Genomic DNA, 23,645 nt, shown 5'->3' on the forward strand with positions numbered 1-23,645 from the left:
CAGTACACCGTCTGCCAAGGCGGGAAGTCGGCGGGCAGCTGCCGCCACGGGCATCCGGTGCGCACCACGTACAGCACCGCGTCCACGATCTCGCGCCGCGAATGCTTCTCCGGGCGCCCGCCGCTGCCGGCCGGTGGCAGCAGCGGCTGCACCAGCGCCCACTCCTCATCGGTCAGGTCCGACGGGTAACACGACGTCCGAGCCATCGCCACACCCTGCACGAACCGGCACACCGCATCACGCAGACACACCGACCGAGATCAACTTCTCAAACACGCACTAACATAGGGCGGTGCCGATCCTCCCCCGCGCAGACCCGTCGACTGGCTGGTGACCCCTTGGCCCAGGATTCAGCTGCCCCAACACCTCCGTCCGAGGGTGATCCGGCCGGACGGCTGATCGATTATCCGCGCCGCGGCGGCCCCACCGTCCTGCGCATTCTCCTCGGCGCACAACTGCGGCGGCTGCGTGAGGCCCGCGGCATCTCCACCGAGCAGGCGGGCTACGAGATCCGCGGCTCCCATTCGAAGATCAGCCGCATGGAGCTCGGCCGCGTCGGCTTCAAGGAGCGCGACGTCTCCGACCTGCTGACCCTGTACGGCGTCTCCGATCCGGACGAGCGGGCCCCGCTGCTGGAGCTCGCGAAGGAGGCCAACACCCCCGGCTTGTGGCACCGGTACGGCGACGTCCTGCCCAGCTGGTTCGAGGTGTACCTCGGCCTGGAAGAGGCCGCCTCCCTGCTGCGCACCTACGAGCTGCAGTTCGTCCCCGGGCTGCTGCAGACGGAGGACTACGCGCGAGCGGTCGTCCGCCTCGGTTTCTCGGACGCGTCCGACGAGGAGGTCGAGCGCCGCGTCCAGGTGCGCACCACCCGGCAGCACCGGTTCACCTCACCGGGGGCTCCGACCCTGTGGGCCGTGCTGGACGAGGCGGTCGTGCGCCGTCCCCTCGGTGGGCGCGCCGTGATGCGGGCCCAGCTCCAGCACCTGATCGAGGTGTGCGAGCTGCCCAACGTCACGCTGCAGATCGTGCCGTTCGGCGCGGGCGGGCACGCCGCAGCCGGCGGCCCGTTCACCATCCTGCGCTTCGCCGAGCCCGGCCTGTCCGACGTCGTGTACCTGGAGCAGCTCACCAGCGCGCTCTACCTCGACAAGCCGACCGACGTCGACACCTACATGCGCGCCATGAACAACCTGTGCATCACCGCCGAGCGCCCCGACGACACCGTGCGCTACCTCACCGACGTCCTGAACGACCTTTGACCCCGTGCGGATCACGGCGGGCCGTCGATGACGCGCTGGTCCCGGCTGCGGCTTCCGCCGCGGAACTCCGCGATGACCGCTCCGTCCGCGACGCGGCGGACCGTCACGTCGTAGACGCCGCTCCGTCCGTACCGGACGCGTTCCACCGCCGTCGCCTCCAGCACGTCCCCGCCGTGCGCGCTCGCCACGAACACCACGTCGGCGGACGCGGCGACCGTCACCGCCCCATGGGTGTTGCAGGCGTAGGCGAACGCGGAGTCGGCCAGCAGGAACAGGTAGCCGCCGTGCGCGATGCCGTAGCCGTTCACCATGGTGTCCGCGACCGTCATCCGCAGCCGCGCCCGCCCCGGCGCCACCTCGGCGATCTCCATCGCGAGGTCCTGCGCCACCTTGTCCCGGGCGTACATCGTCTCGGCGCACCGCCACGCCAGCTCTGCCGCGTCGTCCACCAGCCCAGGGTAGTGATCGGCACGCCGATGCGGACGGCGCGCATTTGAGACGCGGCCCATCGGGAAGGTCGTTGCGGGTCCGGCTGTTCACGACAGTGATCGCCTCTAGGTCCGAACACAGGGAGAATGCATGCTTTTCGGCAAGGAGCACGTCGACCGCTACCAGGCGACGGACGGCGAGGAGGGACACGACTGGCAGGGCACCATCACCCTCCTGCTCACCGCCAAGGGACGGCGCAGCGGCAAGGAGTACACCACTCCGCTCATCTACCAGCCGGAGGGCGACGCCTACCTGGTCGTCGCGTCCAACGGCGGCGCGGACGAGCACCCGTCCTGGTACCTCAACCTTGAGGCGGACCCCGAGGTGAAGGTGCAGGTGCGCGGCGACAGGTTCACCGCTCGGGCGCGCACGGCGACGCCCGAGGAGAAGCCGCCGCTCTGGCGGAAGATGGCCGCCACGTGGCCCGACTACGACGAGTACCAGAAGAAGACGAGCCGTCCCATCCCCGTCGTCATCCTGGAACGCGTCTGAGGCGGCGGACCGCGCGGTCCGCGGGTCCGCGCGGTCCGCTTTCGCGGCGCGGCCGGGACGTGTAGCGTCGGCGTAGAACATCCATTCGACCGCCGTCCGTCCGACCCAGCCGAGGTGCCGACGTGCCGACGTCATACAGCTCTGACAGTGAACGCGGGAGCGGCGTCGGCGAGGGCGGCGCCGAGCCGCCGCCGCGGCTGCTGAGCCGCTGGGAGATCGGCGCGCCGGCCGAGGCGACGCCGCTGGGCTCCGGGCGCGGTCCCCGGAGCTGGCGGGTCGACGCTGCCGGCGATGCCTACTTCCTCAAGGAGTACGAGCGGCCCGACAGGCGCCGCGTGCTGTTCCGGCACGGCGTCACGGCCGCGCTCGACGCCGCGGGCCTCCCGGTGCTCGCGCCGGTGCCGGCGCGCGGCGGCCGGACGCTGGTCACCGCCGCCGGCCGCGGCTACGTCCTGTACCCGTGGGTCGGGGGCCGCGGGCGCGGCGGGCTGGAGCTGACGTTCGCCCAGTGCGAGGCGCTGGGCGAGCTGCTCGGCCGCCTGCACGCCACGCTCGACGAGCTGACGGCGCCCGTCCAGCAGAGCATGCTCGTTCCGACGCCGCGCGCCGCCGACGCCGCGGCGGCCGTGGAGGAGATGCTGCGGGACGTCCCGGACGGCGACGGCGGCACCGACTTCGACGCGCTGACCGTCCGCCGCCTGCGCGAACGCCGCGACCTGCTCGCCGAGTTCGCGGGCCACCAGCCGCCGGACATCGAGGTGAGCACGGTGGGGCACCTGCACGGCTCGTTCCACGCCGGGCACCTGCGCTACGGCGGCTCGGGCAACGTCACCGCCGTCCTCGGCTGGGACGGGCTGACGACGGGCCCGGTCGCGGGCGAGGTCGTCCGGTCGGCGGCGCGGCTGTTCGCCTGCGAGGACGAGCGCGGCCTCGATCTCGACCGCGTCCAGGCGTTCGTCCGGGGGCACCGGTCCGCGTACCCGCTGGACGCCGGCCAGATCCAGTCGGCGGTGCACCGCGAATGGTGGGAGCGGCTCTGCGACGTGGCGGCGCTGCGCCACCGGTACCTCGGTGAGGACGGGACGGCCGAGCGCGGCCCCGCGTCCCTCGTGCCCTGGTGGTCCGCCCAGCTCGAACGCACCCTCGACGCGTTCGCCGCGCCGTACACCGCGGCGCCCGCCGACGTGCTGGAGGAGAGCCCCGCCTACGGCTGAACCGGCCGGTCGTGTCCGGCGCGTGGCCGCGGCGAGTCTCCGCCGCGGCCGGGTAGGGACCCGTTCGGGGATGCACGACATGCGCCCGCTGTGCCAAGCTGGCGCCCCCACCATTTTGAATTGATTAGTCCAAAAGGAGCGGGAGAATGACGCAGATCGCCGTGCTCGGCACCGGGATCATGGGCGCCCCGATGGCCCGGAACCTCCTCCGGAACGGCCATCAGGTCGTGGCGTGGAACCGCACCAGGGACAGGGCGGAGCCGCTCGCCGCCGACGGCGCCGCCGTCGCGGACTCCCCCGCCGGGGCCGTCCGGGACGCCGAGGTCGTCATCACGATGCTGAACGACGCCGATACGGCGCTGTCGGTCATGAAGGACGCCGTCCCGGCGTTGCGCAGCGGACAGGTCTGGGCGCAGATGGGGACGGTCGGCGTCGCGGACGTCCCGGCCCTGGCCGGGTTCGCCGCCGAGCACGAACTGACGTTCGTGGACTCCCCCGTCCAGGGCACCAAGCAGCCCGCGGAGCAGGGCAAGCTGATGATCCTGGCCGCCGGCCCGCAGCAGGCGCGCGAGGTCCTGGAGCCCGTCTTCGGCGCCGTCGGCGCCCGGACCCTGTGGCTGGACGAGGACGGCGCGAGTGGCGCGGGCACCCGGCTCAAGCTGGCCGCGGTGAGTTACGCCATCTCGCTGACCTCGGTCGTCGCCGAGTCCGTCGCCCTGGCCGAGGGGCTCGGGCTCGACCCGGCCCTGCTCGGCGAGGTCCTCACCGGCGGCCCGCTCGACAGCGTCTACCTGCAGATGAAGATGAAGGCGATGCTGGCCGGCGACTTCGAGCCGAGCTTCGCCGTCCGCAACGCGGAGAAGAACACCCGGCTGATCCACGAGTCCGCCGCGAGCGCGGGCATCCGGGTCGATGTGAACGACGCGGCGGGCACGCGGTTCCGGCGCGTGATCGAGCAGGGCCACGGCGACGAGGACATGGCCGCCACCTACCGGGCGAGCTTCACCGGCTGACACCGGGCATCCCGGTGCCCGCACCCGGGCGGCACCCGGGCGAGGATGGTGGGCATGGACGTTCTGAGCAGCCGCATCCTGCTTCGCCCGGGTGACCCGGCGCGCACGCAGCGCTTCTACCGCGACGTGCTGGGCCTCGCCGTCTACCGGGAGTTCGGCCCGGCCGCCTCCCCCGGCGTGGTGTTCTTCCTCGGCCCCGGGTTCCTGGAGGTGTCCGGGCACGGCGCGGGCGGGACGGGACCGTCCCCGATGATCTGGCTGCAGGTCCGGGACGTCCGGGCGGAGCACGAGCGGCTCGCGGCGGCCGGGGCGCGCGTCACGCGGGAACCGCGCGAGGAGCCGTGGGGGCTGGTCGAGATGTGGATCGAGGACCCCGACGGCGTCAAGATCGTTATCGTGGAGGTCCCGGAGGCGCACCCCCTGCGCCGCGACCAGCGATCCTGACCCCCACCGGCGGCGCCGATGACCGACGAGTACTGGAACCACAACACCCACTACCACGACGTCGTGCTGCGCAACGTGCCGCGCGGCTGCGGCGAGGCACTGGACGTGGGCTGCGGCGACGGCCTGCTCGCGCGCCGCCTCGCACCGCGGGCGGCGCACGTCACCGGGCTCGACCGGTCGGCGGAGATGGTCGCCAAGGCCAGGAGGCTGAGCGAGGGCATCGGCAACGTCGAGTTCGTCGAGGCCGGCCTGCTGGAGCACGACCTGCCCGAGAACCACTACGACTTCGTCTGCAGCGTCGCGGCCATCCACCACATGGACTTCGCCAAGGGGCTGTCCGCGATGCGCGACGCGCTGCGGCCGGGCGGCGGCCTCGTGGTCATCAGCCTCGCCGGCAACAAGGGGCCGCGGGACTGGGCGTTCTCGGCAATGGGCCTCCCGGCCCACCACGCCCTCCGCCTCCGGAACCTGCGCCGCTCCCGCGGCGGACCGGGAGCGCCGATCGCCGATCCCGCCATGACCTGGGCCGAGGTGCGGGACGAGGCGCAACGCGTCCTGCCCGGCGCCGTCTTCCGTAGGCACCTGCTGTGGCGGTACTCCCTCGTGTGGCGGAAGCCGCGCTGAACCAGATCGCGCCACGCCAAAGCTGGAAAACACTGGAAGTGTCCGGAAGCACCTGTACTGTCTGCGCCATGCCCCGGTCCCCCGGCGTCCCGACCCCCGACGAGCTGGAAGCGCGCATCGCCGAGCTGCGCGCCGCCGTCCGCCGGGCCATGGCGTCCGGCGACCGGCGGGGGGCCCGCGCGCTGCGCACCGAGCTGCGCCGGGCCGAGAGCGCGTGGGACGACGCGGTCCTCGGCGCCGGCGACCCGCCGGCGAAGCCTTCCGACAGCGGCGAGCGCGGGCTGCTGCCCGTCCGGGAGCAGGTCCACCAGGCGCTCACGCTGCTCGGCGTCCCCGCCGCGCCCAAGCTGATCGGATCGGTGTACGCGGCCTTCTTCCCCGGCGAGATTCCCGGCAGCCGGCTGACGAGCCTGCGGCGCGACGAGGAGCGCTCGTTCCGCACCGCCCCCTACGCCCGGCCGTACTACCTGTGCGCCGCGCTGACCGCCGACCTTCTCGCACCGGCCCGCGGCCTGCTCACCGTGAGCACGTGGCCGCTGGAGCAGCGGATCGTCGGCCCGCTGAGCCCGCGCACCGACTTCCTCACGTCGGCGGTGCGCCTCGCCGAGCACGCCGGGCGCGGGACGCCGCCGCCCGGAGTGCAGCGGCTGCTGTGGCGTTTCGCGTCCAACATTCCCGGTGCGGTCACCGGTACGGTCGGTACGGTCGAGCCGTCCGCGCTGGCCGAGGCCGCCCGGGCCGAGCTGGACGTGCACCGGGAGCCGGACCGGCGGCGGCGCGAGGCCGCCGCGGCCCGCGCCCGGGAACGGCTCGACGACGCGGAACGGCTGTTCGGCAGCCGGCTGCGGTCCCTGCGGGACTCCGGCCGGCGCCCCGCCATCAACGGAGAGACGGACCGATGACCGAGACCGCGCCGGACCTGGACCGGCTGCGCGGCGGAGCGCCCCCGCGCAATCACGACGCCCGCACCATCGCCGCGCTGACGTCCAACCCCGGCTGCGCCCGCCGCGGCGTGATGGACGCGGCGGGCGTCGACAAGGACGCGGTGGCGCGGGAGCTGGGCTTCCCCGCGCCGTTCGGCCAGTCGCAGTTCGCGATCACGCGCGGGAACGTGTTCGAGGCGCAGGTGAAGGCGGACGGGTGCGCGGAGCTGCTGACGCTGCTGCGCGAGCGGCTCGGCCTCGACGTCCCCGAGGTCTCCTACGACGACCTGGAGGTCGTCGCGGGCAACGAGGGCCGGGAGCTGCGGCACTCGCGCACCCGGCGGCTGGTCGCCCGCGCGCTGGAGAGCGGCGAGGGGACGCTGTTCGACCATCCGCTGCTGCGGCTGGAGATCGCCGGGCACCCCGCCTACCTGGAGCCGGACGTGATCGCGTTCCAGTTCGCGGGCCGGCTGCACGTCATCGAGGTCAAGTCGTTCGCCGTGGTGGACGGGCAGGCCGAGCCCGAGCAGGTCGCGGCGGCGGCGAGGCAGTCGGCGGTGTACGTGCTCGCGCTGCGCCGGCTGGTGGCCGAGCTGGGGCACGACCCGGCGCGCGTCTCGCACGACGTCTTCCTGGTCTGCCCGGAGAACTTCTCCAACCGCCCGACCGCGACGCCGCTGGACGTGCGGCCGCAGCTCGCCGTCCTCGAACGGCAGCTCGCGCGGCTCACCCGGATCGACGACATCCTGGTGGAGCTGCCCGGCGACCTGACGTTCGAGCCCGGCGAGGCGCTCGCCACGTCGGTCCGCGCGGTGGAGGCCCGGTACTCGCCGGAGTGCATGTCGGGGTGCGAGATGGCGCTGTTCTGCCGGGACGAGGCGCGGGCGTGCGGGGCGACGGGCGCGCTCGGCCGGTCCGTCCGCGACGACCTCGGCGGCGTCGACACGGTCGGCACCGCGCTCGCGCTGGCGGACGGGACGCTGCACCCGTCCGACGACCTGGCCGAGACGGCCGCGCAGCTGCGGGCCGCGGCCCGGCTGCGCGCGGAAGCCCTGCACGGGGCCGCGTGATCCGTCCATGAGCGCGCTGTCCTCGCTCGCGCGGTTGCAGGCGGTGGCCGCCGGCATCGCGCAGCCCGTCGCGACCGTCCGGCACTGCCATGTCTCGGACGCGCCGCTGGTCCTCGTCCCGCTGAAGCTCTCCGGGGAGGCGGCCGCGCCGCTGGCCGTGCTGGCCGGCAGCGCGCCGGACGACCCGACGCTGCTGGTCGTCCCGCAGCCGCGCAACCGCGACCTGCGGTTCGCGTTCGCGGCGAGCCTCGCCAAGCTCGTCCTGAACCACATCGAGACGAGCCGGGGCGCGGTGGAGGAGCTGCCGCCCGGCAAGGACGGCGACGAGAGGATCCGGTACGGGGACGCGCCGCAGCTGCTCGTGCCGAACCGGGGCGGTGTCGCGTTCCTGCGGCTGATGGGCCGCTCGACGAGGTTCCGCAGCACCGAGGGCCCGTACGCGGTGGACCCGGCGGTGCCGGTGCTCGGCCGCTGGCTGACGTGGTTCGCCGACCGCCACGACCATCCCGGGTCGTCGCTGCTGGGCGCGATGACCGAGCTGCTGCGGCTGCACTGGGCCACGGGCCAGAGTTCGCTGGAGGACGGCAACCTCGCCGCGCTGATGGGCTGGATCGACCCGCCGGACGGCCTGGACGGCCCGGCCGCCGCGGCCCGCGCCGAGGACCCGGTGGTCTGCCCGCCGGCGGGGCCGACGACCGACCCGACGTTCGACAACGAGGTCCTCGCGCCGGCGATCGCCGCCTACGACCGGGCGGGCACCGGCTCGCGCGCCGAGGAGCGGCTGCGCACCGCGCTCGCCGGCCAGCTCATCCCGACGTGGGACCTGATGTGGCGGGCAGTCGGGCTGCTAGGTGCGCTGCCGGAGGGGGCGAGCGTCCCGCGGCGGTGGGAGCGCGACCGGGACGCCTTCACCTACTACCACCAGACGTTCGGCGAGGCGTATCCCCAGGCGCGCCGCGACCCGCCCGTCCGCGCGGCGCGGCGGCTGCACGACCTCGAACGCGCGCAGGACGCCTACGACGCGCAGCGAGCGTTCGACGACCCCCTGGTGATGGCCGAGCACCGGCTGGCCGGCCAGGCGTTCGGCGGGACGGTCACCGAATGCGACCCGACCCGGCTGGACGAGACCGGCAAGCGGCCGAAGCTCCGCCCGCTGCTGCGGGTGGAGACCCGGGACCCGGTGCGCCTGGACGCCGGGACGACGGTGTGCAACGCGGCCCGGCCCGCGCTCAAGGGGAGGATCGTGGAGCTGGACGGCGGCGGCGTCGTGCTGGAGCTGACCGGCGGGATGGGCCGAAAGCTCACTCCGGAGGCGGGCGCCGTGCCGGAGGTGGGCGACCGGGTGTGCTTCACGTCGCTGACGGAGGGCTCGTTCGGCGCGGCGAAGTTCCCCGACCGGGACGACACGCCGTGGACGCACGGCGGGCCGCCCGCCGACTACGTGCCGACCGACGAGGACGCCGAAGAGGAATGGTCGTGACCGAACACGCGGGCCGCCACCTGACGCCGGTGGCGGCGGACGATCCGGACCCGTCGCCGCTCGCTCCCGGGGAGGCGGCCGCCCGGGTCGTCGACGCGGTCCTGGCCGATCTCGGCGGTGGGCACCGCGGCGTGGTGGTCGACTCCCCGCCGGGCGCGGGCAAGTCGACGCTGGTGGTGCGGGCCGCCGCGCACCTGGCCGAGGCCGGCGAGCGGCTCATGATCGTCGCGCAGACGAACGAGCAGGTGGACGACCTCATCGAGCGGATAGCGGGGAGGCATCCCGGCATCACGCTGGGGCGGCTGTCGGCGTCGGGATACCTCCCCTCCGAGCGGGTGCTGGCGCATCCGGCGGTGCGGGTCGCGCAGAAGGCCGACGACCTCGCCGAGCACACCGTCGTGATCGCGACCGCCGCGAAGTGGGCGACGCTCTCGGACGGGTCGTGGCCGTGGGCGATCGTCGACGAGGCCTACCAGATGCGCTCGGACATGCTGCTGCGCATCGCCGGGCGCTTCGAGCGGGCGCTGTTCGTCGGCGACCCCGGCCAGCTCGACCCGTTCTCCACCGTGGAGGTCGAGCGCTGGGCGGGGCTGTCCTGGGACCCGCTGCGCAGCGCCGTGTCCGTCCTGCTCGCGCACAACCCGGACCTGCCCGTGCACCGGCTGCCGGTGTCGTGGCGGCTGCCCGCGTCCGCGGCGCCCGTCGTGTCGGAGGCGTTCTACCCGTTCACGGGCTTCCGCGCCGGGACGGGGCCGGGCGACCGGCGGCTGGAGTACGCCGCGCGCGGCATGGGCACCACCTACGACCGCGCGCTCGAAGAGGCGGCGTCCACCGGCTGGGCCCTGTACGAGCTGCCGGCGCGGCACACGCTGCGGACCGACGCCGAGGCCGTCCGGGCCACGGCGGCGCTCGCCGTCCGGCTGCTGCAGCGCGGCCCCGTCGCGCACTCCGAACTGGGATCGGGGCAGGTGGACGCGGGACGCGTCGCGATCGGCGCCGCGCACCGCGACCAGGTGACCGCGATCCGCGCCGCGCTCGGCCCGCACGGCGAGGGCGTCACCGTCGACACGGCGAACCGCCTCCAGGGCCGCGAGTACGACGTGACGGTCGTCCTGCATCCGCTGTCGGGGCGCCGCGACGCGACCGCGTTCCACCTGGAGTCGGGGCGGCTGTGCGTCTTGACGTCGCGGCACCGGCACGCCTGCGTCGTCGTGGCGCGGGCGGGGATTCCCGAGCTGCTGGACGCGCATCCGTCCGCCGAACCGGTGCACCTCGGCGTGCCGGTGAAGTTCCCGGACGGGTGGGAGGCGAACCAGTCGGTCCTCGCCCACCTGGCCCGGCACCGCGTCGCGGGCGGCTAGCGCCTGGGCGAACAATCGGCGAACGGGCGACCGGTGGCGCCGCGCCTAGTGCCGCTCCAGCTCGACCTTGGGCAGCAGCCGGGCCAGCGGCGCCGGCAGCCACCAGGCGCGGCGGCCCATCAGCTCCATCGCCGCCGGAACGATCAGGCAGCGGATGACGACGGCGTCCACGAAGATCGCCACCGCCATGCCGAAGCCGGCCTGCTGGAGCAGCCGCTGCGAGCTGAGCATGAATGCGCCGAAGATCACGACCATGATCGCGCCGGCCGCGGTGATCACCGAGCCGGTGTGGGCCAGTCCCTCCCGCACGGCGTGGGAGGGGTCCTTGGAGCGCGTCCACTCCTCGTGGATCCGGGAGATCAGGAAGATCTCGTAGTCCATGGAGAGCCCGAAGACGATCGCGAAGACCATCACCGGCAGGTACGCCTCGATCGGGCCGGGCTCCACGCCGAGCCGGCCGTCCTGGAACACCAGGGTCATCGCGCCGAGCGCGGCGCCGATGCTGAGCAGGTTCAGCAGCGCAGCCTTCAACGGGACGAGCACCGAGCGGAACACCGCCATCAGCAGGAGCACGGAGAGGCCGACGACGATGGCCATGAAGAGCGGCAGCCGGTCGGCGACCTTGCCGGCGTAGTCCTCGGACGCGGCCGTTGCTCCGCCGACCAGGTACCGGGCACCGTTCCGATCGGACAGCTCCGGCAGTACGTCGTCGCGCAGGGTGCCGACCAGTTCGGAGGTCTCCTCGTCCTGCGGTGCGGAGGAGGGGAAGGCGAGGATGGTCGCGGCCTCGCCGTCCGGCGTGGGCACGGGGTCCGCGGCGGCCTGCACGCCCGGGGTGCCGCTCAGTGCGCGGGTCGCCTCGGCACCGGACTGGGCGGCGCCGCCCGAACCGCCGTCGGCCACCACCAGCAGCGGGCCGTTGAAGCCGGGGCCGAAGCCTTCGGAGAGCAGGTCGTAGGCCTGCCGGCTGGTCGTCTCGGGCGCGTCGCTGCCCGCGTCCGAGAACCCGAGCCGCATGCCCAGCGCCGGGAAGGCGAGTGCCCCGAGGACCACCGCGGCGGCCAGCAGGGAGGCCAGCGGGCGCCGCTGCACCACGGCGGCGAGCCGCCGCCATGCGGTGCCCTCGACGGCCTTGCCCTTGGCTTCGCGCCGCTCGGCGCGCCGGGTGAACTGGCGGGCGAACCGGCGGCCGAAGACGCCGAGCAGGGCCGGCAGCAGGGTCAGAGCGGCGAGCATGGTCATCAGCACGGTCATCGCGACCGACAGCGCCATGCCCTGCAGCGAGCCGAGACCGAAGGCGACGAGGCCGAGCAGGGCCAGGATGACGGTGCAGCCGGCGAAGAACACCGAGCGGCCGGCGGCGTCCAGCGCGTTCACGGTGGCCCGTTCCGGCTCCGCGCCGCGCACCAGCTCGGCGCGGTAGCGGGCGAAGACGAGCAGCGCGTAGTCGATGCCGACGCCGAGGCCGACCAGGATCATCACCGGCGGGGTCCACTCGGCGATCGTGAAGACGTGCGACGCCACGACGATGCCGCCGACCGTGGACCCGACGGCGAAGAGGGCGATGATGATGGGCAGCCCGGCGGCGATGACCGTGCCGAACATCAGCACGAGGATGACCAGCGCCGCGATCAACCCCACGCCCTCCGCGGAACCGGTCCCACCCTCCCCCAGCAGCCGGGCCGCATCGCCGCCCAGCTCGGCCTGGAGCCCGTCGCCCTCGACCTCCTGAGCGGTGTCGAAGATGCGCTGGGTGTCGTTCTTCGGCATGTCCTGCGAGGGAACGTCGAGCACCACGGTGGCGTAGCCGATCGTGCCGTCCCCGCTGATCGCGCCCTCGCCGTCGTACGGGCTGCGGACCTGGCCGACCTTGGGCAGTCCCGCGACCTCGTCGAGCATGTCCCCCACGCGCTTCTGGACGCCGGGCTCGCGCAGGCCGCCCTCGTCGTGCAGGACGATCTCGACGGTGTCCCCCGCACGGGCGGCGCCGTGCTCGGCCAGCAGGTCGGCGGCCTGCTGCGACTCGGTGCCGGGGAGGGAGAAGTCGTTGCGGTAGTCGTCACCCGTGACCGACGCGGCGGCCCAGACGCCGGCCAGGACCGCCACCCACAGGATCAGGGCGAGCCATCGGCGGCGGTGGGCGAACCCCGCGACGCGGGCGAACACTCCTCGCCGCGCAGGTGGTCGGGTGTTCTCTTCCCGGTCCGTTTGGGTCAGTGTCATGATCTCTTCCCCCCGGAGGGTCGTCGGCGTCCATGGGTCGGCCTGATGAGGCTTCGTTGCCTGACGACGCAGCCCTCCGAGGTGTGACAGGGCACCCCGCCGGAGGGATGCCCTGTCACACCCGGACCGGCTACGTCGTCTACAGCTCATGGGACTGACGGAGCGGGACGTACGAGACACCGAGGAGATGCTGGCGCGGTCCTTCGAGGCCAACCGGCCGCGGCTGCTGCGGGTGGCCTACACGATGACGGGCTCACTGGTGGAGGCCGAGGACTGCGTGCAGGAGGCGTGGCTGCGGCTGCGCGGGCTGGACGACCCCGCGTCCGTCCGTGACCTCGCCGCGTGGCTGACGACCACCGTCAGCAGGCTGGCGCTCGACACCCTGAGCAGCGCGCGCGCACGCCGGGAGCACTACGTCGGCATGTGGCTGCCGGAGCCGCTGGTCGTGGCCGGCTCCGACGACCCGGCCGACCGCGTCACGCTGGACGAGTCGGTGAGCATGGCTCTGCTCGTCGTCCTGGAGCGGCTCTCGCCCGCCGAGCGCACCGCGTTCGTACTGCACGACGTGTTCGGCGTCCCCTTCCCCGAGATCGCCGAGGTCGTCGGCCGCACACCGGCGGCGGTGCGGCAGCTCGCCTCGCGGGCGCGCCGGCAGGTCGAGGACGGGCGTCCGCGGACACCGGTGACGGAAGCCGAACAGCGGGAGCTGGTCACGGCGTTCGCGGCCGCCTGCCAGAACGGCGACCTGCCGGGCCTCATCGCGCTACTCGACCCGGACGTCGTGCTGCGCGGCGACGGCGGGGGCAAGGTCGTCACGCTGCGGCACGCCGTGCGGGAGGCGGGGCTCGTGGCCGGCATGCTGCTGGCCCGTGCCCAGGCCGCGGGCCCGTTCGACATCCTGCCCGCCGAGGTCAACGGCGTTCCCGGGCTGGTGGCCCGGGACGGCGACGGCGGACTGTCGGTCATGGCGTTCACGGTGGACGCCGGGCTGATCACCGCGATCGACCTCATCCGCAACCCGGACAAGCTCGCGAAGGTTCCGGAGCTGGGCTGAGACGGGCTTCGGCCGGACATCCGTCTCGCGGATGCCTCGGTGTGGTACCCGGAGGGCCCTTCAGGCGTGTCCCGCCGTCGCCGCCCAGCGACCGTTGTGCCGGGTGATGGTGATCGGGTGGTCGAAGCACGCGCTGACCAGCTCGGTCGTGAGGACCTCCCCGGCCGGTCCCGAGGCGAGCACCTGCCCCTCGCGCAGCAGCAGCGCGTGGCTGGTGCTGGTCGGGAGCTCCTCCAGGTGATGCGTGACGAGCACGGTCGTCAGGCCGGGACGGTCGGCGCGCAGCTGGTCGAGGCTCGCGAGCAGCCGCTCCCGGGCGGCGACGTCCAGGCCCGTGGCGGGCTCGTCGAGGAGCAGCAGCGCCGGATCCGGCATGAGCGCCCGCGCGATCAGCGTCCGTCCCCGCTCGCCCTGCGACAGGGTCGGCCAGCGCGCGTCCGCCCTGGGCGTCAGCCCCATCAGCTCGATCAGCTCGTCGGCGCGGCGCAGGTCGTCCTCGGACGGCGTCCACCGCGGCACGAGCTCGATGGTGCCCGTCACCCCCGTGAGGACGATCTCCCGGACCGTCCGCGCCGACTCCAGGGGATGCCGCGGGTTCACCTGCCCGATGAGCCTGCGCAGCTCCTGGACGTCCACCCGGCCGAGCCGGCGGCCCAGGATCTCCGCCGACCCGCGCGTCGGATGCGTGTAGGCGCCGAGAATGCCGAGCAGCGTGCTCTTGCCCGCCCCGTTCGGCCCGATCAGCGCCCAGTGCTCGCCGCGCAGCACCGTCATCGTGACGCGGTCGAGCAGCGGCCGCCGCTCCCGGACCAGATCGATCTTGTCCGCGTTCAGCACGACGTCGGGCACGGAACCTCCCGTTCGTGGGTATGACTAGCGCGCGGGGTGAGCGGCGCGCGTGACGCGCGGAGACCGGGATCGCCGGGACGGAGGCGTCGTGACGATCTTCAAGCTACCCGAGTGCCGCCGCCTGGCACGAGCGAGGCGTCCGGGCGGATACTGTGAGATCGGTGCCTCAGCGATCAGGGGAGGGACATGGAGGACATCGGCTTCATGTGCGCCCGGTGCGGCGGCGAGGTGCACGACGTGACGCACAACCGCGAGGGCTCGCTGGACGGCGTCGGCTACCGCCACAACCGGCGGGTGGAGCCGTGGGACCACGAGCTGGAACTCGCGGTAGGCGAGGCCGCCCCGCAGGACCACGTCTGCGACTTCTGCGGCGTGTCCGGACCGAGCTGGCTCTACTACCCCACGCTCGACCCCGACGACACCGACATGTTCGAGGTCGAGCTCGACACCACGCACCTGTCCGACGACGACACCGCGGTCGCCGTCCTCAACATGCTCTACCCCTGGTACGCGTGCGACACCTGCTCCGTCCTCGTCGCCGACCGCAACGTCGAACTCCTCATCGCCCGCGCCCTCGACCGCACCCCCGTCCCCGAGGACGGCCCCGTCGACGAGGAGACCGTCCGCGCCCGCCTCCAAGGCTCCCTCTCGGTCTTCTTCACCACCCGCCCGGGCCGCCCCCAACCCTCGAGAGCTGTCTAGCTTTCCTCTTCTCCTCGGGCCTAGCGCGCCCCCACCTGCCCAACGAGCACAAAAGCCAAGCCCACCCCACGCCATCCCCACGCCCCGCAATCCCACCCAGAGGCAGGGTCAACGAAGCGAGCCACAAGACGAGCCAAAGCGAGACCCCACGGCCACCCCACGCGTAAACCGCATAGCCGCGCTCGCGTCCGGGAGCAGATTCAAGCAGGGCGAGACCACAGGACGGGACGGTCGCGCGCACCCCTCAGCCACCACCGCAACCCCGCAACAACCTCAATGGTTGCGATCGCGTCCGAAGGCAGGGGCGAGCGAAGCAAGACCCTGATCGCGCAGCGAGCCGCAAGGCGAGCCGGAGCGATGCAGCGATCGCCCGCGGTGCCCGACGATGGAGGGCCGCCAGGCCCGAAGGAGGAGGGCACTGCCATGAACACTGCTACCCCCGGGGGGGATCGGTGTCGGTGGGGGTTATTAGGATCGGTGCCGTTTTGGTGGGGTGCGTCAGCACGGGGGCGAAAGTGATCATTGATAGACGGTTTCACGGGCCGGAGGGGTCGGGGAACGGCGGTTACGTCGCGGGGCGGCTCGCGGGGCGGGTGCCGATCGACACGGTGACGGTGACGCTGCGGCAGCCGCCGCCGCTGGAGACGGAACTGACCGTCACGGTGGAGGACGAGCGCGGGCACAGCGCGCGGCTCTGGGACGGTGAGTTGCTGATCGCCGAGGCGCTGGCGGGGGCGATCGTGGTGCCGCCCATCGCGCCCGTCCCGTTCGAGGACGCGCTGGTCGCGGCGGAGAAGTACCGGGCCGCGGAGAACCATCCGTTCCCCGGCTGCTTCGTGTGCGGGCCGGACCGGGCGCCCGGGGACGGGCTGCGGCTCGAACCGGGGCCCGTGGGCGAGGGCACCGTCGCCGCGCCGTGGGTGCCGGAGCGGACGCCCGAGCGGGAGCTGGTGTGGGCGGCGCTGGACTGCCCGGGCGGCTGGTCGTTCGACGTGGCCGGCAGGCCCGCGGTGCTCGGCACCATGACCGCGCAGGTCATGGACGTGCCGGAGGCGGGCGAGCAGTGCGTGGTGATGGGTCTCGCGCGGAGCCGGGAGGGCCGCAAGATGCACGCGGCGACGGCGCTGTACGGGGCGGAGGGCAGGCTGCTGGGGCGCGCCGAGCAGATCTGGATCGAGGTCGACCCCGCGTCGTTCGGGCGCTGAGATCTCCGGGGCGGCCGTCCGGCCCATGATCCGGCGGCCGACCCGGTCCGGTTCCGACCAATGCGCGGAAATGTGTCGCCGGACACTGTCGGTGCCGCCGGATCCGCTGTTCAATCTGAGCTGCCGCGGAAACGGAGGCGGACTCATGCGCGGAGACGGGTTGATCATCCTCGGGCTGGTGGCCCTGGCGATCTACATGGGCGTCCACTGGGAGCGGGCCCGCCGCGCCGCGTCGGACATGCGGCTCGTCCGGCGGCGGGCGGCGACCCTCCGGCACACCGTGGCGCGGGAGCGCGGCCAGGTCATGCTGGTCACGACGGTGGCCAGCCTGGCGCTGTTCGTGGCGATCAGGTACGGCTGACCGACCGGCCGGTCAGGGGCCCGTGAAGAGCGGATCCTCCCGGTCCACGCCGTTGACGGGGCGGCCGTGGTTCGGGGGTGCGCCGCCCGGCACGGGGTGGCCGCCGGTGTTCGAGCCCGGCACCCCGTTGGGGGCGGGTGCCGCGTTCGGGAGGGGCGCCCCGAGGGGGGCCGGCGCCCCGTTCGGCGCGGGGGCGCCGGCGGGGGGCGGGCCGGGCCGCGAGCCGGGGGGCTGCGTGCCGGGCGGCAGGGGCACGCGCGGCGGGCCCTGCGGGGGCGCGGGGTGGCCGCCGCCCGGCATCCGCCCGCCGGGCGGGAAGTTGGACGACAGCGTGCTGTGCGTGAACTGGTCGATCTGGCGGCGGGCGCGGTCGGCCTCGGCGCGGGCGGCGTCGCGCTCCTCGGCGAGGGCGGTGAGCGCGGCCTGCTGCTCGGCGACCGACTGGGACAGCTGCCGCAGCTGGACCGCCTGGTCGTTGGTCTTGGTGGTGAGCTCGTCCCGCTCGGCCAGCGCGGCCTGGGCCTGCGTCTGGGCGGCGTCGCGCTCCTTGGCGGCCTCGTCGGCGCGCGCGTTGGCGCGGACGACCTCCGCCTCGGCCTCGGACTGGGCGCGCAGCGCGGTGGCGCGCTCGGCCTCGGCCTTGCTCGCGGCCTGCATGGCGCGCTGCCGCTGCGCCTCGGTGTCGCGCATGGCGTTGCGCAGGTCGTCGGCGCCCTGCTTGGCGACCGCGGCCTCGACGCGCTGCGACTCGGCGGCGCCCTCCGCCTCGGCGAGCTTGGCGTGCAGGCCGACGAGCTCGGCCCGCGCCGCCTCCAGCGCGGCGAGCAGCTCGGTCTCCCGGGCCGCGACCCGGTCGCGTTCGCTCTCGGCGGCGAGCTTGGCCGTCATCGCCTGCTGCGCGACCTGGTGCGCCTCTTCCCAAGCCTGCTGCGCGGCGTCCCGCTTGGCGGTGGCGACCTTGGCCTCCTCGCGGTGGCGGGAGGCGTCCGCCTCGGCCGACTCGGCGCGCTTGCGGGCCGAGAACGCCTCCTGCCAGGCCTCCTCCGCCTTGCGCTGGGAGGCGTCCCGCTCGCTCTGCGCGATGGCGAGCTCGCGGGCGGCCTCGGCGCGCACCTCGGCGACGCGCCGCTCGACCCCGGCGACGCTCAGCTCGGCGGTCAGCGAGTCGGCGAGCGCGTCGGCGGCCTTCTCCAGCCGCTCGACCATCTCCCACGCCGAGGCGACCTGCCCGGTGAGGCCGGGCGCGTCCCGGCCCCGGTCGCGGCGCTCGCGGGCCTCGCGGGCGCAGGCGCCCTCGTTGTCCTGGCAGTAGCGGACGGCGCGGACGGCCCCGACCGGCTGCGGGACGGGGCGCCCGCAGTTGGCGCACGGCCAGACCGTCACCGGGTCGCCCATCCGAGCGACCGCCGTCTCGGTGCTCTCCCCTGAGCCTTCGGCGACCGCGCCCGCAGGAGCCGCGGCCGCCCCCGCGGGGCCGCTATTGTCGCGCTCTTCGCTGTTAGGCATGGAATGAACCATACGCACTACTTCGAGGTGCTGCAGTGACTTGCGAGGTAGTTGTGGGGGCGACCACGTCGTGGCGGCGCGGGGAGAGCGGCCCCGGATCACCGGCGGGCGAAGCGGTCCGTGGCCTCGATGAGCCGGTCGCGGGTGCCGGGTTCCGATCCTCCGTGGCCGGCGTCCTCGACGACGTGGAACTCGGCCTCGGGCCATGCCCGGTGCAGATCCCACGCTTGGTCCAGGGGCGTCTTCATGTCGTAGCGCCCGTTGACGATCACGGCGGGGATGTGCCGGATGCGGTCGACGCCGGCGAGGAGGCCTCCTTCCGGGAGGAACCCGCCGTTGGCGATGTAGTGGTGCAGGATGCGGGCGAACGCCACGACGACCGCGTCGTCCAGGTCGGGGGACGGGACGGGCAGGAGGGTGTTCGCGGTGTCCTCCCAGGCCATCCAGGCGCGGGCGGCCGGGACGTGCACCGCCGGGTCCGGGTGGCGGACGCGGCGCCCGTAGGCGGCGACGAGGTCGCCCCGCTCTCCCTCCGGGATCGCGTCCCGGAACGCCGCCCATTCGGCCGGGAAGAGATGCGCGGCGCCGCCAGGCGTGAACCCCCACGCCTCGTCCTGCGGGCGGACCAGGTAGATCCCCCGCAGTACCAGCTCCGTGACCCGGGCGGGGTGTGCCTGCGCATAGGAGAGGGCCAGGGTGCTCCCCCAGCTCCCGCCGAACACGAGCCAGCGGTCGATGGACAGGTGCTCGCGCAGCCGTTCGATGTCGGCGACCAGGTGGGGAGTGGTGTTGTTCTCCAGCGAGACCGCCGGGTCGCCGGCGAACGGGAGGCTCCGGCCGCAGTTCCGCTGGTCGAACAGCACGATCCGGTACGCGGACGGGTCGAAGAACCGCCGGTTGTCGGGCAGCAGCCCGCCGCCGGGCCCGCCGTGCAGGAAGAGCGCGGGCTTGCCCTCGGGATTCCCGCACGACTCCCAGTGGATCCGGTTCCCGTCGCCGGTGTCGAGGAGCCCGGACTCGTGCGGCTCGATCGGCGGGTAGAACTCCCGAAGCGTCATGTCCCACTAATACTCGAATTATGATCATGCTCCGGCCGGCACTAGCCTCCGCGGAATGAAACAGTCGAGGTGCACGCAGTGCGGGACCGAGGGCCTGGAGCCGGGCTTCATCGAGGACGCCGGAGAGCACTCCCGCGGCTACGCCCGCTGGATCGCCGGGCCGCTGGAACGCGGCATCTTCGGCGGCGCGAAGCGCATGGGGCGGCAGCGCTGGCAGATCGAGGCCTGGCGGTGCCCGCAGTGCGGGCACCTGGAGCTGTTCGCCCGCCAGCCGGCCTGACCGGGACGGCCCGGGTCAGAGCTGGGCCATCGCCTTCCGGACGCGCTTGTCGGAGACGGGGTAGCGCGTGCCGAGCTGCTGGGCGAACAGGCTGACCCGGAACTCCTCCAGCATCCAGCGGATCTGCCGGGCCGGCTCGTCCTCGCGGCGGGACGGGTGAAGGCGCCGCAGCGTCTGCTCGTACTCCTCCTCCAGCACGTCGACCTGATGGGCGAGCATCCGGTCGCGGCCGGGGTTCTCGGGGAGCTTGTCGAGCCTGATCTGCAGGGCGCGCAGATAGCGGGGAAGGTCGTGCAGCCGGGCCCAGCCGGTCGCGGTGACGAACCCGGGACGGATCAGCGATCCGAGATGGCCGCGGATGCCGGTCAGCGCCGGGACGAGCGTGAGGCTCGTCGTGCCGCGCAGCCGCCGGTCGGCCTCGTGCGCCTCCGCCAGGATCCGCTCCACCAGCGCGACGATCTCGGCCGTGGCGTCGTGCAGGTCGGCGCGCACCCGGTCGTGCAGGGCGCGGAACCCGGCCTCGTCCCAGGCGGGTCCGCCCGCCTCGGCGATGAGCCGGTCGGCGGCGGCGGTGACGCAGTCGTCGAAGAGGGCGGTGACGGAGCCGTGCGGGTTGTGGCTCAGCGCGAGCTTGCCCTTGTTGGTCAGCCGGCCCTGGATGAGCTTCACCGGCGACGGCGCGTTCAGCAGGATCAGCCGCCGCGTGCCGAGCCACATGGCGCGGCGCTGCTCGGCCTCGGTCTCGTACATGCGGACCGCGACGGCGGCGCCCTCGTCGGTGAGCGCCGGATACGCCTTGACGTCGTACCCGGCCTGGTTGCGCTCGTAGGTGCGGGGCAGCTCGCCGATCGTCCACTCGGTGAGGCCGGAGCGCTCGATGGTGGACGCCGCCTTGGACAGGGTCCCGCGCACCTGGCCGGCGAGGCGGCGCTTCAGCTCGTCGAGGTCGGTGCCCTCGCCCAGGCCGCGTCCCCTGTCGTCCACGACCCGGAACGTGATGCGCAGATGGGCGGGCAGGCGGGACGGGTCCCACGCCTCCCGCGCGACGGGCACGCTCGTCATCGCGGTCAGCTCGCGCTCCAGCGCGTCCAGGAGCGGCTCGCTGCGCGGCGCCACGCGGTCGAGGACCTTGCGGGCGTAGTCGGGGGCCGGGACGAAGTTGACGCGCAGCTGCTTGGGCAGCGACCGGATCAGCTCGGTGACGAGCTCGGCGCGCAGGCCCGGCACCTGCCATTCGAAGCCGTCGGGCCGCACCTGGTTGAGGACCTGGACGGGGACGTGCACGGTGACGCCGTCAGCGTCGGTGCCCGGCTCGAACTGGTAGGTGAGGCGCAGGCGAAGCGGGCCCTGCTTCCACACGTCGGGATAGTCGGACTCGCTGACCCCGCCCGCGGTCTCGTTGATGAGCATCGACTTCTCGAAGCCGAGCAGGTCGGGGTCGTCGCGCCGGGCCTTCTTCCACCAGGCGTCGAAGTGACGGCCGGAGACGACGTCCTCGGGGATGCGCGCGTCGTAGAAGTCGAAGAGGGTCTCGTCGTCGACGAGGATGTCGCGGCGCCGGGCACGGTGCTCCAGCTCCTCCACCTCGTCCAGCAGCGCGCGGTTGTCGTGGAAGAACCGGTGACCGGTCTCCCAGTCGCCTTCGACGAGGGCGTGCCGGATGAACAGCTCGCGGGAGAGCACGGGGTCGATGCGCCCGTAGTTGACGCGGCGGTCGGCGACGATCGGCACCCCGTAGAGCGTGACCTTCTCGCGAGCCATGACGGCCGCCTGTTTCTTGGACCAGTGCGGCTCGCTGTAGTTGCGCTTCACCAGATGGCCCGCCAGCGGCTCGACCCACTCCGGCTCGATCTTGGCGTTGATCCGTCCCCACAGCCGGGACGTCTCGACCAGCTCGGCCGACATCACCCAGCGCGGCGGCTTCTTGAACAGCGACGATCCGGGGAACACGGCGAACTTCGCGCCGCGGGCGCCGAGGTACTCGTGGCCGCGCCGCTGCTTGTCCTTCTTCTCGGTGTCCATGAGCCCGATGTGCGACAGCAGTCCGGCGAGCAGCGCGGTGTGGACGCGGTCGGGCGGCGCGTCGGCGGTGTTGATCGTGACGCCGAGCGACTTGGCGACCTGTTTGAGCTGGCCGTGCAGGTCCTGCCATTCGCGGACGCGCAGGAAGTGCAGGAACTCGTGCTTGCACATCCGGCGGAAGGCGCTGCCCGACAGCTCCTTCTGCTGCTCGCGCAGGTAGTTCCAGAGGTTCAGGTAGGCCAGGAAGTCGGACGTGGGGTCGGCGAACCGGCGGTGCTTGTCGTCGGCGGCCTGCTGGTGGTCGGCGGGACGCTCGCGCGGGTCCTGGATCGACAGCGCCGACGCGATGATCAGCACCTCGCGGACGCAGCCGTTGCGGTCCGCCTCCAGGATCATGCGGCCGAGCCGCGGGTCGACGGGAAGCTGGGCGAGGCGGCGGCCGAGCGGGGTGAGGCGCTTGCGCGGGTCCTTCTCGGCCGGGTCGATCGCGCCCAGCTCGTGCAGGAGGTCGACGCCGGCCTTGACGTTGCGGCGGTCCGGCGGCTCGACGAACGGGAACGCGGCGATGTCGCCGAGCCCGAGGGAGGTCATCTGCAGGATGACGGAGGCGAGGTTCGTCCGCAGGATCTCCGGGTCGGTGAACTCGGGGCGGGACTCGAAGTCCTCCTCGGAGTACAGCCGGATGCACACGCCCTCGGACACGCGCCCGCAGCGTCCCTTGCGCTGGTTCGCCGACGCCTGGGAGACCGGCTCGATCGGGAGCCGCTGCACCTTCAGCCGGTGGCTGTAGCGGGAGATGCGCGCGGTGCCGGGGTCGACGACGTACTTGATGCCCGGCACGGTCAGCGACGTCTCCGCGACGTTGGTCGCGAGGACGACCCGGCGGCCGCGGTGCGGCCGGAACACCCGGTGCTGCTCGGCCGACGACAGGCGCGCGTACAGCGGCAGGACCTCGGTCGCCGACTTTCGCCGGGTGAAGTGCTTGGTGAGCGCGTCGGCGGTGTCGCGGATCTCCCGCTCGCCGCTGAGGAACACCAGGACGTCGCCGGGCGCCTCGCGGCCCAGCTCGTCCACCGCGTCGACGATCGCCTGGATCTGGTCGCGGTCGGGATCGGCGGACGGGTCTTCCGGGTCGGTGATCGGCCGGTACCGGACCTCCACCGGGTACGTCCGGCCGGACACCTCCACGATCGGGGCGTCGCCGAAGTGCGCGGAGAACCGCTCCGGGTCGATGGTCGCCGAGGTGATGACGACCTTGAGGTCGGGGCGGCGGGGCAGGATCTCCCTGACGTAGCCGAGCAGGAAGTCGATGTTCAGGCTGCGCTCGTGCGCCTCGTCGATGATCAGGGTGTCGTACTGGCGGAGCAGCCGGTCGGTCTGGATCTCGGCGAGCAGGATGCCGTCCGTCATCAGCTTGACGAGCGTGCCGTCACTGGAGCGGTCGGTGAAGCGCACCTTGTAGCCGACGGCGTCGCCGAGCTCGGTGCCGAGCTCCTCGGCGATGCGGTCGGCGACCGTCCGGGCGGCGAGCCGGCGCGGCTGGGTGTGCCCGATCGAGCCGCGCACGCCCCGGCCGAGCTCCAGGCAGATCTTGGGGATCTGGGTGGTCTTGCCGGAGCCCGTCTCACCCGCGACGATCACGACCTGGTGGTCGCGGATGGCGGCGAGCAGGTCGTCCTTCTTCTGCGCGACCGGCAGCTGCGCGGGGTAGGTGATCGCGGGCACGGCGCCGCGCCGCCGCTCGACGCGCCGCTCGGCGGCCTCGATGTCGGCGGTGATCTCCTCGGCGACCCTGGCCTGGCGCCGGGCGTCCCGCATCTTCTGGACGCCGTCGATCCGGCGGCGCAGCCGGTGCTCGTCACGCAGCATCAGCCGCGGCAGGCGCGCGCGCAGGTCGGCGAGCGGCGGTTTCACACTCGTCCCCATAGTCATCGACAAGGATAGGGGCGCGGGCCCCCGCCCACGCTCCCCGCAAACCTTCTGACCGTAGCCGGATCGGCCGGTGGCGGGCGA

22 protein-coding genes are annotated in these 23,645 nt (G+C 73.4%); 15 read left to right on the top strand and 7 right to left on the bottom strand.

Annotated features, from left to right (window positions below; genetic code table 11):
* The coding region (locus BM339_RS35055) for a transposase (protein WP_143118734.1) at window positions 1-206 on the bottom strand (206 nt) is incomplete at its 3' end.
* A 189-nt stretch (window positions 207-395) separates the two neighbouring features.
* Between BM339_RS35055 and BM339_RS35060 the strand changes: the two genes are divergently transcribed.
* A complete protein-coding gene (locus BM339_RS35060) occupies window positions 396-1,262 on the top strand; it encodes a helix-turn-helix domain-containing protein (RefSeq protein WP_083598354.1) in 867 nt (288 codons plus the stop codon).
* Between the two features lie 11 nt (window positions 1,263-1,273).
* On the opposite strand, the gene paaI is transcribed toward BM339_RS35060, so the two are convergent.
* Window positions 1,274-1,669 (bottom strand): hydroxyphenylacetyl-CoA thioesterase PaaI, encoded by a 396-nt coding sequence (paaI, locus tag BM339_RS35065; RefSeq protein ID WP_052357972.1) that lies wholly within the window; start codon window positions 1,667-1,669, stop codon window positions 1,274-1,276.
* A 172-nt stretch (window positions 1,670-1,841) separates the two neighbouring features.
* On the opposite strand from paaI, the gene BM339_RS35070 reads away from it, so the two are divergent.
* The 9 genes from BM339_RS35070 (at window position 1,842) to BM339_RS35110 (ending at window position 10,372) form a co-directional block, all read left to right on the top strand.
* Window positions 1,842-2,243, top strand: coding sequence for a nitroreductase family deazaflavin-dependent oxidoreductase (locus tag BM339_RS35070; RefSeq protein WP_021598175.1), 402 nt, complete (start codon window positions 1,842-1,844; stop codon window positions 2,241-2,243).
* Window positions 2,244-2,365: 122 nt separating this feature from the next.
* Complete coding sequence (locus BM339_RS35075; RefSeq protein WP_256255606.1) at window positions 2,366-3,457, top strand: phosphotransferase enzyme family protein; 1,092 nt, start codon at window positions 2,366-2,368, stop codon at window positions 3,455-3,457.
* Between the two features lie 146 nt (window positions 3,458-3,603).
* On the top strand, window positions 3,604-4,470 hold the full coding sequence (locus BM339_RS35080; protein WP_075023670.1) for an NAD(P)-dependent oxidoreductase: 867 nt from the start codon (window positions 3,604-3,606) through the stop codon (window positions 4,468-4,470).
* 54 nt (window positions 4,471-4,524) lie between these two features.
* Window positions 4,525-4,914: a VOC family protein gene (locus BM339_RS35085; protein ID WP_075023671.1), complete on the top strand. Its 390-nt coding sequence runs from the start codon at window positions 4,525-4,527 to the stop codon at window positions 4,912-4,914.
* Between the two features lie 18 nt (window positions 4,915-4,932).
* Window positions 4,933-5,538 carry a class I SAM-dependent methyltransferase gene (locus tag BM339_RS35090; RefSeq protein WP_075023672.1) on the top strand — a complete coding sequence of 202 codons (606 nt, stop codon included), beginning with the start codon at window positions 4,933-4,935 and terminating at the stop codon, window positions 5,536-5,538.
* A 68-nt stretch (window positions 5,539-5,606) separates the two neighbouring features.
* On the top strand, window positions 5,607-6,440 hold the full coding sequence (locus BM339_RS35095; RefSeq protein WP_075023673.1) for a hypothetical protein: 834 nt from the start codon (window positions 5,607-5,609) through the stop codon (window positions 6,438-6,440).
* On the top strand, window positions 6,437-7,531 hold the full coding sequence (locus BM339_RS35100; RefSeq protein ID WP_024936672.1) for a hypothetical protein: 1,095 nt from the start codon (window positions 6,437-6,439) through the stop codon (window positions 7,529-7,531). Before BM339_RS35095 ends, BM339_RS35100 begins: the two co-directional genes overlap by 4 nt.
* 7 nt (window positions 7,532-7,538) lie before the next feature.
* On the top strand, window positions 7,539-9,011 hold the full coding sequence (locus BM339_RS35105) for a hypothetical protein (protein ID WP_075023674.1): 1,473 nt from the start codon (window positions 7,539-7,541) through the stop codon (window positions 9,009-9,011).
* On the top strand, window positions 9,008-10,372 hold the full coding sequence (locus BM339_RS35110; protein WP_235206589.1) for an AAA family ATPase: 1,365 nt from the start codon (window positions 9,008-9,010) through the stop codon (window positions 10,370-10,372). The genes BM339_RS35105 and BM339_RS35110 overlap by 4 nt, the downstream gene beginning before the upstream one ends.
* A gap of 45 nt (window positions 10,373-10,417) precedes the next feature.
* Here BM339_RS35110 and BM339_RS35115 read toward each other — a convergent pair whose 3' ends face one another.
* Window positions 10,418-12,595: an MMPL family transporter gene (locus BM339_RS35115; RefSeq protein ID WP_177287855.1), complete on the bottom strand. Its 2,178-nt coding sequence runs from the start codon at window positions 12,593-12,595 to the stop codon at window positions 10,418-10,420.
* Between the two features lie 148 nt (window positions 12,596-12,743).
* On the opposite strand from BM339_RS35115, the gene sigJ reads away from it, so the two are divergent.
* Window positions 12,744-13,649, top strand: coding sequence for an RNA polymerase sigma factor SigJ (gene sigJ, locus BM339_RS35120; RefSeq protein WP_075023676.1), 906 nt, complete (start codon window positions 12,744-12,746; stop codon window positions 13,647-13,649).
* A gap of 60 nt (window positions 13,650-13,709) precedes the next feature.
* Here sigJ and BM339_RS35125 read toward each other — a convergent pair whose 3' ends face one another.
* Window positions 13,710-14,498 (bottom strand): ABC transporter ATP-binding protein, encoded by a 789-nt coding sequence (locus BM339_RS35125; protein ID WP_021598401.1) that lies wholly within the window; start codon window positions 14,496-14,498, stop codon window positions 13,710-13,712.
* A 186-nt stretch (window positions 14,499-14,684) separates the two neighbouring features.
* Between BM339_RS35125 and BM339_RS35130 the strand changes: the two genes are divergently transcribed.
* The 3 genes from BM339_RS35130 (at window position 14,685) to BM339_RS35140 (ending at window position 16,766) form a co-directional block, all read left to right on the top strand.
* Window positions 14,685-15,200: a hypothetical protein gene (locus BM339_RS35130; protein ID WP_075023677.1), complete on the top strand. Its 516-nt coding sequence runs from the start codon at window positions 14,685-14,687 to the stop codon at window positions 15,198-15,200.
* Window positions 15,201-15,715: 515 nt separating this feature from the next.
* On the top strand, window positions 15,716-16,405 hold the full coding sequence (locus tag BM339_RS35135; protein WP_083598325.1) for a hypothetical protein: 690 nt from the start codon (window positions 15,716-15,718) through the stop codon (window positions 16,403-16,405).
* Window positions 16,406-16,550: 145 nt separating this feature from the next.
* The gene (locus tag BM339_RS35140) at window positions 16,551-16,766 is read left to right on the top strand and encodes a hypothetical protein (RefSeq protein ID WP_021598398.1); all 216 of its coding nucleotides are present in this window, start codon (window positions 16,551-16,553) and stop codon (window positions 16,764-16,766) included.
* Window positions 16,767-16,778: 12 nt separating this feature from the next.
* On the opposite strand, the gene BM339_RS35145 is transcribed toward BM339_RS35140, so the two are convergent.
* Together BM339_RS35145 and pip are read right to left on the bottom strand one after the other, a co-directional pair.
* Window positions 16,779-18,272 (bottom strand): coiled-coil domain-containing protein, encoded by a 1,494-nt coding sequence (locus BM339_RS35145; RefSeq protein ID WP_075023679.1) that lies wholly within the window; start codon window positions 18,270-18,272, stop codon window positions 16,779-16,781.
* 98 nt (window positions 18,273-18,370) lie between these two features.
* Window positions 18,371-19,330: a prolyl aminopeptidase gene (pip, locus tag BM339_RS35150; protein WP_021599101.1), complete on the bottom strand. Its 960-nt coding sequence runs from the start codon at window positions 19,328-19,330 to the stop codon at window positions 18,371-18,373.
* A 55-nt stretch (window positions 19,331-19,385) separates the two neighbouring features.
* Between pip and BM339_RS35155 the strand changes: the two genes are divergently transcribed.
* Window positions 19,386-19,610, top strand: coding sequence for a hypothetical protein (locus BM339_RS35155; RefSeq protein ID WP_021599100.1), 225 nt, complete (start codon window positions 19,386-19,388; stop codon window positions 19,608-19,610).
* 15 nt (window positions 19,611-19,625) lie between these two features.
* Here BM339_RS35155 and hrpA read toward each other — a convergent pair whose 3' ends face one another.
* The gene (hrpA, locus tag BM339_RS35160; RefSeq protein ID WP_075023680.1) at window positions 19,626-23,558 is read right to left on the bottom strand and encodes an ATP-dependent RNA helicase HrpA; all 3,933 of its coding nucleotides are present in this window, start codon (window positions 23,556-23,558) and stop codon (window positions 19,626-19,628) included.
* Between the last annotated feature and the right edge of the window lie 87 nt (window positions 23,559-23,645).

This window comes from Actinomadura madurae (genome assembly GCF_900115095.1).
In the GTDB taxonomy this organism is placed as follows: Bacteria; Actinomycetota; Actinomycetes; order Streptosporangiales; family Streptosporangiaceae; genus Spirillospora; species Spirillospora madurae.